We start from the raw sequence: 10,642 nt of genomic DNA on the forward strand, positions 1-10,642 counted from the left end.
CAGGTTGGCGTACTGGGCGCCGGCGCGTGGGCGCAGTTTGCCCATCTCCCGGGCTATGCGCGTGATCCCCGGTGCAAGGTGGTCGCGATCGCCGATCCCATTCGCGAGCGGGCGGAGGCGTTCGCGAGAGAGTTCGACATCCCGCATGTGTACGACACGCACGAGGCGCTGATCGCGCACCGCGGGATCGACGCGGTGGACGTGTGCACGCCGAGCGCGACGCACTTCGACCTCAGCTGGCGCGCGCTCGAAGCGGGCAAGCATGTGCTGTGCGAAAAGCCGGTCGCGTACGATTACCAGGACACACGGCGGGCGGCTGCGCTGGCGGCCGCGAAGGGGCTCAAGACGAAGCTCGGATTCACGTTTCGCTACAGCCCCGGCATGCGGTACATGAAGTCGCTGATCGACGAGGGGTTCATTGGCGAGCCGTTCATCTTCAATGGCTACGAGCAGAACTCGCAGTGGCTCGATCCGCAGAATCCGCTGCGGCAAGTGGATCACACGGCCGACCAGTCGGTGCTCCAGGTGTCGTCACTCGAAGGCTACGGCGCGCCCATCATGGACATCGGACACCTGTGCATGGGTAGCCGCTTCGCGCAGGTGGTGGGCACGATGAAGAACTTTATCCCTGAGCGCATGGTGCGCGCCACGGGGACCATGATGCGCATGAACATCGATGATGGGGACATCTTCATCGGCGAGTTCGCGAACGGAGCGATCGGCTCGATCCAAACGAGCTTCGTGACCGTGGGCAACTACCCTGGCATCGAGGCGCGCGTGTACGGCAGCAAGGGCGCGCTCATCTGCCGCATGGTAGAAGAGAACGGAGTGGCGGAAACACTGAAGGCGGCGAGCGCGGATTCCGTGGAGTTCAAGGAACTCGAGATTCCGCAGCGTTTCTATCCGACTGGCGGCAGCCCGCGTGAGTCGTGGCGCTCACTCTTCTACGCGAACCTCACGCACTCCTTCATCTCCGAGATCCGCGGCGATGTGGCCGGCAACGAGGGGAACTTCGAAGACGGCGCGCACGTGCAGGAGCTCATCAACGCCGTGGAGCAGTCGTACCGCGAACGGCGCTGGGTATCGATCCCGCTGCAGCGCGACGGTGGCGCATGAATTCGCCGATCGACCAGTTCCTCGAGCAGTACTTTTTCCGGCATCCGGTGAGCGCCACGTTCACCGGAATCCGACTGCACGACCACGAACTCCCTGACTGGACGCGCGAATCGCGCGACGACGAGCAGGACGAATTCGAGGCGCTCACCATCGCGCTCGACGACGCGTATCCGGCCACGGAAGACTGGGGCGAGATGGCCCGCAATCCGGCGCTGCTCGACGCGGAACTGGCGCGGGCCAGCATGGATGTGCGGCAACTCGAATTCGAAAGCCGGTACTTTCACGACAAGAACCCAGCCTTGTGGACCGGCGAAGCGCTGTTCAGCGTGATCGGGCTCATGCTGCGCCCGCCTGCGACGGCGGAGGAAGCGTTCGCGTCGATTGCGATGCGGCTGCACGACATCCAGCGGTTCCTCGGCGACATGCCAGATGCGCTCACGGAGGCCATGCCAGCCCCTTGGGTGGCGCGCGCTCTTCGTGAATGCGAAGTCGGTGCCACGCTATTCCGCGTGAAGCTTGGCACGTGGCTCGATGCGCACGGCGCCGACGACGCGTCGCGTGCGTGGGTGATGGAGGCGGGCGCTGTGGCTGCCACCGCGCTGGACAATACGGCAGCGTGGCTTCGCGGCCAACCAGTGTCGGAGGAGGCATCGGTCAGCATCGGTACCGAAGCGTACGAGGTGCTGCTGCGCCGCGGGCACTTCTGCGATCTTGATGCCGCCACGCTTTTGCGCCGCGCACAGGACGAGCTTCCGGAAGCACGCGAGCGCTTCGAGGCGCTGGCCATCGATGCGGCCGGGAGTGTTGATGGTCTGGCCGACGCCTTGGCCGATGATCGGCCCGATGAGGCTGGCTACCTTCAGGCCTTCACGGACAAGTGGGAGCAGTGTCGCGAGTTCGCGGCCGATCACGATCTCGTGGAATGGGGCGACTGGCCGCTGCAATACACGCCCATCCCCGAATGGGCGCGCGACGCGGCCCCGCAGCTGTACTTCCTGTTCTACCGGTCACCGTCGCCACTCGAGGCGCGCAGCCAGCACGTGTATCTGGTCACCCCGGTCGACGACACGCTCCCCGAGGCCGAACGCGAGCGACGCCTGCGGCAGTGGAACCACAGCGTGATCACGCTGAATCACGTCGTGCACCACGGCGGCCTTGGGCATCACGTGCAGAACTGGCATGCCACCAACCGTTCGCTGTCGAAGATCGGCACTGTGGCGGCGGTGGATTGTGCCAGCCGCATCGGCCTGTTTCAGGGTGGCTCGATGGCCGAGGGGTGGGCCTGCTACGCCACCGAATTGGCAGATGAGCTCGGTTTTCTCACGCCGCTCGAACAGGCGTCGGAGCAGCAGAGCCGCGTACGCATGCTGGCCCGGGCCATCGTCGATGTTTCGCTGCATACGGGCGCGATGACCTTCGACGACGCGGTGGAGTTCTACGAAGCGGAAGTCGGGATGCCGCACACCGTGGCGACTGCCGAAACGGTGAAGAACTCCATGTTTCCCTGCGCCGCCGTGATGTACTGGCTGGGCACGCAGGGGATTCTCCATCTGCGCGACGCGGTCCGGGTGCGGGAGGGCGCCGCGTTTTCGTACCGTACCTTTCACGATGCGTTGCTGAGCCGCGGCTCGATTCCCGTGCTGCTGGCCGCCAAACTGCTGCTGGCCGAGGAGTGATGCGAGTGACCTACGGACGGGTGATGCAGTGCGCCGCCCTCTTCATCGGCGCGCTAGCGACCAGCGGATGCGGTGGTTCGGGCGGTGACACCGCACGACAGACGGGGGCGAGCAACGACCTCCTGATCATCGGCTACGACCGCGAACCCGATACCATGAACCGGTATGCCACGCACATCCTCGAGGACATCGAGTCGTGCGTGGTGGAAGGGCTCGTTGCGAACGACGAGCAGATGCGCATCGTGCCGGTACTGGCCGCCGAAATCCCCACGCTCGAGAACAAGGGTGTGGTGTTGCGTCCCGATGGCGGGATGGATGTGATCTGGAAGCTGCGACCGGGTGTGCGGTGGCACGACGGACGGCCGCACACGTCGGCCGATGTGCAGTTCACGGTCGAGGCGATCAACAAGGGCGACTGGAAGCCCGAGAGCGTCGACGGGTTCGATCGCATCTCGAGCGTGGACACGCCGGATTCGCTCACGGCCGTGGTGCACTACAAGGAGTTGTACGCCCCGTACCAGCTGCAGTTCGTGCGCGGCACGCTGCCGAAGCACCTGCTGCAGGGGCGGGACATCAACACCGCAAACGACTACAACCGCGCCCCACTCGGCACCGGCCCCTACAAGGTGAAGGAGTGGAAGACTGGGGAGTACGTGTTGCTGGAGGCGGTGCCCACCTACTGGCGTACCAGTGGCCCCGCGAAGATCCGGCAGCTGCTCTTCCGTTTCCTGCCAAACACCACCACGCGCATCAACCTGCTCAAGTCGGGGGAGGTGCACATGGTGGCGCTGGTGCCGTGGGATCAGGTGCGTTCGATCGGGACGGTACCGACCATCCGATTGAACAAGGTCGTTGGCAACGGCTACGAGCATGTGACGCTCAACCAACGGCACTTCCCCGCTTTCGCTGATGTGCGGGTGCGTCAGGCGCTCGCCCACGCCGTCGACCGGCCACTGCTGGTGAAGACCATTCTCGACGGTCAGGTAGAGATCGTGAATGGGCCCATTCAGCCGCTGTCACCGGCGTACGAGCCCAACGTCTCGCGCTACGACTACGACACCACGGTGGCGAACCGCCTGCTGGATGAGGCTGGATGGACGCGCGGAGCCGATGGCATCCGCACGAAGGGGGGCACGCGCCTCGCCTTCACACTCATCACGCAATCAGGGTTCGCGATCCGCGAGAGTGTGTCGCAATCGCTGCAGCAGGCGTTCCGCGCGATCGGCGTGGGCATGCAGATCAAACTGCTCGACGGCACGTCCATCAGCAGTGTGTGGTTCAAGGGCGACTTCGACGCCATGCTGCACTGGTGGCAGATGGGGGCTGATCCCGAACTCACCCTGTTTTTCGCGCATGACCGGATGCCACCGGCAGGGCGCAACATCAATTTCGTGAACGACACTGCGCTGTCCACCATGTTGTACGCCAGTGACCGCGCCATCGACGTGGAGCAGCGCAACGCGCTGCTGCGCAGCGCGCAGCGGCGGATTGCCGAATTGGCCCCGGAGATCGTGCTCTACAACACGGCCAAGATCGATGCGGTCCCCACGACGTTGAAGGGCTTCACGGGCAACCCCACCAATGCCGGTCCATTCTGGAACGTGCATGCCTGGGAGATCGCGCCGCAGTGATGCGCCTCCTGCTGCGGCGCAGCGCGCTCGCGGTTCCACTCCTGCTTCTCGTATCGGCACTGGTGTTTCTGCTATTGCAGGCGGTGCCGGGCGGGCCGCTGGCGGCCTACCTCGAGAATCCCAATGTCCGCCCGGAAGACATCGCGCGCCTACGGGCCGCGATGGGGCTCGACGCACCGGTGACGGTGCAGTACGCGCGGTGGCTCACGGCGTTCGTCCAGGGCGATTGGGGCTACAGCTACGCCGACGGACGGCCGGTGCTGCAGCGGGTGCTGGAGCGTGTGCCCGCCACGCTCGAGCTGGTGCTCGCGGGATCAGCCCTCGCCCTTCTACTGGCGCTTCCGCTTGGCCTGATCGCGGCCACACGGGTGTGGGGCGCGCGTGTATCGCGCCTCGTGACCACGATGGGCGTGTCGGTTCCCGTGTTCTGGCTGGGGCTACTGCTGCAGTTGCTGCTGGCCATGCAGTTGGGCTGGCTTCCGTCGTCGGGGCGGCAGTCGTTCGGTAGCACGAGCGTCGCCGATCGCCTCATGCATCTGGTGTTGCCAGCGCTCGTGCTGGCCGCCGTGCAGGGCGCCGCGTGGACACGCTATCTCCAACGTGCGATGCGCGACACGCTGGCCCTGCCCTTCGTAAATGCCGGGCGTGTGCGCGGCCTGTCCGAGTCACGGCTCGTGTGGCGGCATGCGCTCCCCAACGCGCTCGGTCCATTCGTCACCGTGGTCCTGCTCGACGCGGCGATGCTGGCCTCGGGTGCAGTGGTCACGGAAAGCGTGTTCGCCTGGCCCGGTGTCGGCAGTCTGTTCACCGAGGCGCTGGTCAAGCGAGATTATCCGGTGCTGATGGCCTTCCTCATGGTCGGCGCGGTGACGGTCATTGTGCTCAACCTGCTGGCTGATCTGGCGGTGGCGCGTCTCGATCCGCGCACGCGCGAGGCAACGTGAACGGCGCGGCGCGCGTGAACACCGTCGGACCGGTATCCGCGCCCCGCTGGCGCATGCCGTCGCCGGCGCTGCTCTTTCTGCTGGTGCTCATCGGCGGAGCAGCGATTGCCCCGCTGGTGGCCCCGTACGCGCCAGATGCCCTCGACTTGGCGAACCGTCGCGGCACGCCGTCGGGCGCCCACTGGTTCGGCACTGATGAATTGGGACGCGATGTGCTCACGCGTGTGCTGACCGGCGCCCGGGTGTCACTGGCCATCGGTTTGCTCTCCGCGCTCACGAGCGCGCTCGTTGGCACTTTGGTGGGAAGTGTGGCGGGGATGCGTGGCCGATGGCTGGACGAGGTGCTCATGCGCATCACTGATGCCATGCTGTGCGTCCCACGCCTGCCCTTGCTCATGCTGGCCGCGGCAGTCCTGCAGCCGAACGTCCCCACGCTCGTCCTGCTCGTGGGGCTCACGGGGTGGATGGAGACGGCCCGCGTAATCCGCGCCGAGACCCGGAGCATCATGGCGCGCGAGTTCGTGCAGGCGGCCCAGGCCATCGGCGCCTCCGCGCCGCGTGTCCTCGTTCGGCATGTGCTCCCTGCCGTGGTGCCCACGTTGACGGTGGCGACTACCCTGGCCATCGGCCGCGCGATTCTGCTGGAGAGCACCATGAGCTTCTTCGGCGTGGGGGTGCAGCCGCCCACCGCCAGTTGGGGCAACATGCTGTATCAGGCGCAGAGCACGATGAGCACCGAGCCATGGCTCGCGATCTTCCCCGGTCTTTTCATCTTTCTCACCGTGCTCGCGTGCAACACGGTGGGAGACTCACTCGGGCGTGTGCCGTCCCGTTCACTTCGCTGATGCCATGACCTCGTCTTCGCTCCTGCTGTCGCTGCCGTTCTCCCCTCGACGCGTGCTGATCGGCGCGAACGCCCACGCCGACATCGCGTCCCGGATTCGGGCGGCGCGCCCAGACCTGGAGGTGCGCGGCGCACCGTACCTCGAGATCACGGCAGAGGATGTGCAGTGGGCCGATACGTACATCGGCTTCCGCCGGCCCCCGGCAACCCATGACATGGGATCGGTGCAATGGGTGCACAGCACCGGCGCCGGTGTCGACGGATGGCTGGGCCAAGGATTGGACGAGCGTATCCTGCTCACCCGCTCGCCGGAGTCGTTCGGTCCGATGATCGCGGAGTGGGCGGTGGCGCGCGTGTTTGCGATTCAGCAGCAGCTCGTCTCCCTGCTCGATGCCCAGCGGGAGCAGCGATGGGCGCCACGTGATATCGCGCGTGTAGCGGGGACGCGGGCCCTCCTGGTGGGCACCGGTGACATCGGCTCGCACATTGCAACGTCACTCGCGGCCCTTGGCGTTCATGTCACCGGTGTGTCGCGCACGGGTCAGGCGCCGCATCCCGCCTTTGCCGCGGTGCACACCATCGACCGCCTGGCCGATCTCGTGGGTGATGCCGACTGGATCATTCTTTCGGTGCCCGATACGCCAGCCTCGCGTGGTCTGCTGTCACGCGAGGTGCTGCAGCGATGCCGTGGCGCGGTGCTGCTCAATGCCGGCCGTGGTGCGGTGGTGGACGAGCAGGCGATTCCGGAGGCGCTCGACGCCGGGTGGTTGCGGGCCGCAGCGCTCGACGTGTTCGTCACCGAACCCCTGCCCACGTCGTCGCCCCTCTGGAGTGATCCACGCGTGCTCGTGTCACCGCACATCTCGGGGCTTACCACCGTGGACGGTGCAGCCGATGGCTTTCTCGCGTGCGCGGTCAGCCTCGAACGCGGGGAATGGCCGACGTGGGTGGTGGACCGGACGCGCGGGTACTGACGCCGCTCCCTACTCGAGCTACCGCGGAAACCGCGCTAACTCCGCCTCGGCCGCAATGGTGCCGAAGGCGCCCCATTGGCCACCGGCCACGATCCGTGTCCAGAGCGCCTGCGCTTCGGCACGACGCCCGTTGTACCAGTGCCAGTTGGCCACACCGTAGGCGGCCGACGCGTCCTCCACTGACAGCTCACCCGTGGGGGACGCGACCAGCACCGAATCGGGCGGCAGCACACCCTTGTAGAGCAGCATGAGCCGATGGTACGGCTGATTCTCGATGATGCGCATGTTACGGCGCATGGGTACGAGCACCTTCGCGGCGTCGGCATTCCGCCCCGCGCGTCGCAGCGACATGTACAACCAGTGTGCCATGGACACGCGGCGATCATCGTTGGTGGCGTTCGTCACTTCACGCTGCGCGATATCGGCCGCCTCGCCCCAGCTCCCCTTGAGGTAGTACGCCAACGCGAGGTGGTATGCGATGTTGGACTTGAGTGTGCCGATGGGGCTATTGGCCGCATTCGGCTGACCGTCCGGCTCCACCTCGTCGGGCTTGTCGCGCGTGAGTTCGTCGGCGCGCTTGAGATCGTTCACGGCCGCATCGAAATCGCGCACAGAGACGTAGCGATGCCCCCGATGCCGCAGCATCCACGGATTGTTCGGATGCAGCGCGAGCCCACGCGTATAGATCTCGATCGATTCCCGCAGACGTCCTAGATAGCCCAGACGCCGCGCGTACCAGATGATCGAATCGGCATTGGTCGGCGTCTTGAGATACGCCCGTCGCGCGTCGGCAAGCTGCCGCTCGTACCGTGCGCGCGTGGCTTCGCTCAAGGGAAATGCACGCAGCGTGTCTCCCAGCAGGGAGATGGCCTGGAACCGTGGCGCGCGCGGCGCCGTGGCCGGCTGCGCAAAGCCGGGAAGTGGGGCCGCGAATACCAGCGCCGACATCAGCGCGGTGCGCATCGAAGCGGATCGGAGAGAGATGGTCATGAGAGAGAAACTGTGGCGCGATTCCGATTCAGGCAAAGGGCGGCGGCGTCAGCGGCGCTGTGCGAAGAACGCCTTGAGTATCGCCGAGCACTCGTGCTCCAGAACGCCGCCCCGCACCGCGGGACGGTGATTAAGCTTGCCATGCCGAACGACATCCCCCACGCTGCCGCACATGCCGGCCTTATCGTCCCACGCGCCGAACAGCAGGGTCCCGACGCGCGCGAGGACAATGGCCCCGGCGCACATGGCACACGGCTCGAGCGTGACCGCGAGCGTATAGTCCTGTAACCCACGGTCACCGAGCGTAGCCGCCGCCGCCCGCACGGCGAGCAGTTCGGCGTGCGACGTGGCATCGTGATCCCGGCGCATGCGGTTGTGCGCGCGCGCCACGATCTCACCGGTGCGGCTGTGCATGATGACGGCCCCTACCGGCACTTCATCCGCGACTGCGGCCGTGTGCGCCTCGGCGAGCGCCGCGTGCATCGCGCGCTGTTCGAGCTCCGAGAGCGGCACCGACGCGTTCATGCCCCAGGCCAGCCGTAGTGGCGTGCGAGATACGCCAGCAACGCCTCCACCAGCGCGCGCGCGTAGACGCCACGCGTCGTTGCATTATCGCGCACGCCGCTGAAGTGATGCTCGATTTGTATGGCATCGAGCGCGGCGCCATTGAGTGACCCATGACGCTCGGTGTTGTACCCGCCGTTGAAGTATTCCTCACCAACAAGGGGCGCCGGGTCAGCCGGCGACGGCACCGCCGGCACACCACGAGCCACCAGCAGTGCCCCGAGGCTGTTGGGCCCGCGCAACAGGGCCACTCCGCGATCGGCGGTACTGCGGGAGTCGAGTGAGAGCTGCGCGATACTCGTACGGGTCATCGCACCACTCGCCACGAGCGAGGCGTTGTCCTGCCGCAGGGTGGCGGCCGTGAGCAGGTAGCCGAGTTCGAGGCGCGGCACCGCGTGGCCGTGTCCGTGCATATCGAGCAACAGACCACGGGCGCCGAGTCGCGTCACGCGCAACCGGGCGGAGTCGATCGCCGCGTGCATCCACAGCCAGGTGGTGTCGAGGCCGCGATTCCCGCCGGTTGCTTCGGTGACGTCGCGATTGGCATCGAACTTTCGTCGATGCAGGCGATTGATCACCAGATGCGGGCGCTTGCCGGTGCGCGCGAAGAATGTGTCGGCCACGGCACGCGTGAGCTCCTGCGTGTTGGCGTCGGCCACAGTGACGCAGGCACTGCACGTGCGATCGGGAAGTGCGGCGGGCGTGAGCGTGCCGCCATGCGGGGCGACCAGTACGAGTGGCGCATCGCCCACCACGTACTCCACATACGCTCCCTTGTCGGTGTACGTCTGTCCAACGGCCAATGCCCCCTGGGGTCCGGTGGGACTTGGCGGTGCCGTTGGCGTGGGAGTGGGGGTGGGCGGCGCGGTGGGCGCTTTGGTTGTAGAATCGCTGCCCGAGCAGGCGGCGAGTACGAGGCCGAAGAGCAGCGAGGCTCGCGAAGGGCGGAAGCTCGAACTGCGGAAGCTCGAACTGCGGGAGCTTGCACTACGGGAGCTGGAACTACGGGAGCTGGAACTACGGGACAGGGGGACACGGAGAGGGGCCATGTGGAGCAAGCTACCGCGCCCCAGACGTCCTGCCAGTGTCCCCCGCGACCGCGGGCGCGATCAGCGCCCGGCGACCGCGTCGTCGATGGCCTGCTGGGCCGCGGCGTCGGTGGCGTCGCCATGCGAGAAGACCAGGGCCTCCTCGCCAAGCTGTACCTCAGCCACGATCACGTCCCCGTCCTTGAAGCGGCCTTCGAGCACGGCGAGAGCGAGCGGGTTCTGCAGCATACGCTGCACGGCGCGCTTGAGCGGGCGCGCACCGAACACCGGGTCGTACCCTTCCTCGGCCAGCAGCGCCCGCGCCGTATCGGTGAGCCGCAGCGTGAGCTTGCGGTCAGCAAGCAGCTTTCGCAGGTGGGCGAGCTGGAGATCCACGATGTGATCGATCTCGCCGCGGCCCAGCGGATGGAACACCACCACGTCGTCGATACGGTTGAGGAACTCCGGCTTGAACACCCCGCGCAGCGCCGCGAGGACCGCCTGCTCGGTGCGTTTCCAGTCGCCCTCCTCGCTGCTCTCGCTGCGCTCGAGGATGAGCTGGCTCCCGACGTTCGAGGTCATGATGACCACGGCGTTGCGGAAGTCCACCGTGCGTCCCTGCGAGTCGGTGAGCCGTCCGTCGTCGAGCAGCTGCAGCAGGATGTTGAAGACATCCGGATGCGCCTTTTCGATTTCGTCGAAGAGGATGACGCTGTACGGCCGGCGCCGCACGGCTTCGGTGAGCTGCCCGCCTTCTTCGTAGCCCACGTAGCCCGGGGGGGCACCAATGAGACGGGCCACCGCGTGCTTCTCCATGTACTCCGACATGTCGATGCGCACCATGGCGTGTTCGTTGTCGAAGAGGAACTCGGCCA

At 66.4% G+C, this 10,642-nt stretch carries 10 protein-coding genes; 6 read left to right on the top strand and 4 right to left on the bottom strand.

Annotated features, from left to right (window positions below; genetic code table 11):
- The 6 genes from ACIQ6O_RS07740 to ACIQ6O_RS07765 all read left to right on the top strand — a co-directional run.
- On the top strand, nt 1–1,116 hold a 1,116-nt coding region (locus tag ACIQ6O_RS07740), incomplete at its 5' end, for a Gfo/Idh/MocA family protein (RefSeq protein WP_396207204.1).
- Entirely contained in the window at nt 1,113–2,792 is a 1,680-nt protein-coding gene (locus ACIQ6O_RS07745; RefSeq protein WP_396207205.1) for a DUF885 family protein, read from the top strand. The genes ACIQ6O_RS07740 and ACIQ6O_RS07745, both read left to right, overlap by 4 nt.
- Complete coding sequence (locus tag ACIQ6O_RS07750) at nt 2,792–4,423, top strand: peptide ABC transporter substrate-binding protein (RefSeq protein WP_396207206.1); 1,632 nt, start codon at nt 2,792–2,794, stop codon at nt 4,421–4,423. Before ACIQ6O_RS07745 ends, ACIQ6O_RS07750 begins: the two co-directional genes overlap by 1 nt.
- Nucleotides 4,423–5,367 carry an ABC transporter permease gene (locus ACIQ6O_RS07755; RefSeq protein WP_396207213.1) on the top strand — a complete coding sequence of 315 codons (945 nt, stop codon included), beginning with the start codon at nt 4,423–4,425 and terminating at the stop codon, nt 5,365–5,367. The genes ACIQ6O_RS07750 and ACIQ6O_RS07755 overlap by 1 nt, the downstream gene beginning before the upstream one ends.
- Complete coding sequence (locus ACIQ6O_RS07760) at nt 5,364–6,212, top strand: ABC transporter permease (RefSeq protein WP_396207207.1); 849 nt, start codon at nt 5,364–5,366, stop codon at nt 6,210–6,212. The genes ACIQ6O_RS07755 and ACIQ6O_RS07760 overlap by 4 nt, the downstream gene beginning before the upstream one ends.
- A 4-nt stretch (nt 6,213–6,216) precedes the next feature.
- A complete protein-coding gene (locus ACIQ6O_RS07765) occupies nt 6,217–7,185 on the top strand; it encodes a D-2-hydroxyacid dehydrogenase (protein WP_396207208.1) in 969 nt (322 codons plus the stop codon).
- Nucleotides 7,186–7,203: 18 nt separating this feature from the next.
- Here the strand turns inward: ACIQ6O_RS07765 and ACIQ6O_RS07770 are convergent, their stop codons facing one another.
- The 4 genes from ACIQ6O_RS07770 to ACIQ6O_RS07785 form a co-directional block, all read right to left on the bottom strand.
- Entirely contained in the window at nt 7,204–8,175 is a 972-nt protein-coding gene (locus tag ACIQ6O_RS07770) for a hypothetical protein (protein ID WP_396207209.1), read from the bottom strand.
- Nucleotides 8,176–8,223: 48 nt separating this feature from the next.
- On the bottom strand, nt 8,224–8,700 hold the full coding sequence (locus tag ACIQ6O_RS07775) for a nucleoside deaminase (RefSeq protein WP_396207210.1): 477 nt from the start codon (nt 8,698–8,700) through the stop codon (nt 8,224–8,226).
- Complete coding sequence (locus tag ACIQ6O_RS07780; protein ID WP_396207211.1) at nt 8,697–9,542, bottom strand: hypothetical protein; 846 nt, start codon at nt 9,540–9,542, stop codon at nt 8,697–8,699. Before ACIQ6O_RS07780 ends, ACIQ6O_RS07775 begins: the two co-directional genes overlap by 4 nt.
- A 306-nt stretch (nt 9,543–9,848) precedes the next feature.
- A partial coding sequence (locus ACIQ6O_RS07785; RefSeq protein ID WP_396207212.1) for an AAA family ATPase occupies nt 9,849–10,642 on the bottom strand: 794 nt, incomplete at its 5' end.

Origin of the sequence: Gemmatimonas sp. (assembly GCF_044345575.1) — a bacterium.
In the GTDB taxonomy this organism is placed as follows: Bacteria; Gemmatimonadota; Gemmatimonadetes; order Gemmatimonadales; family Gemmatimonadaceae; genus Gemmatimonas.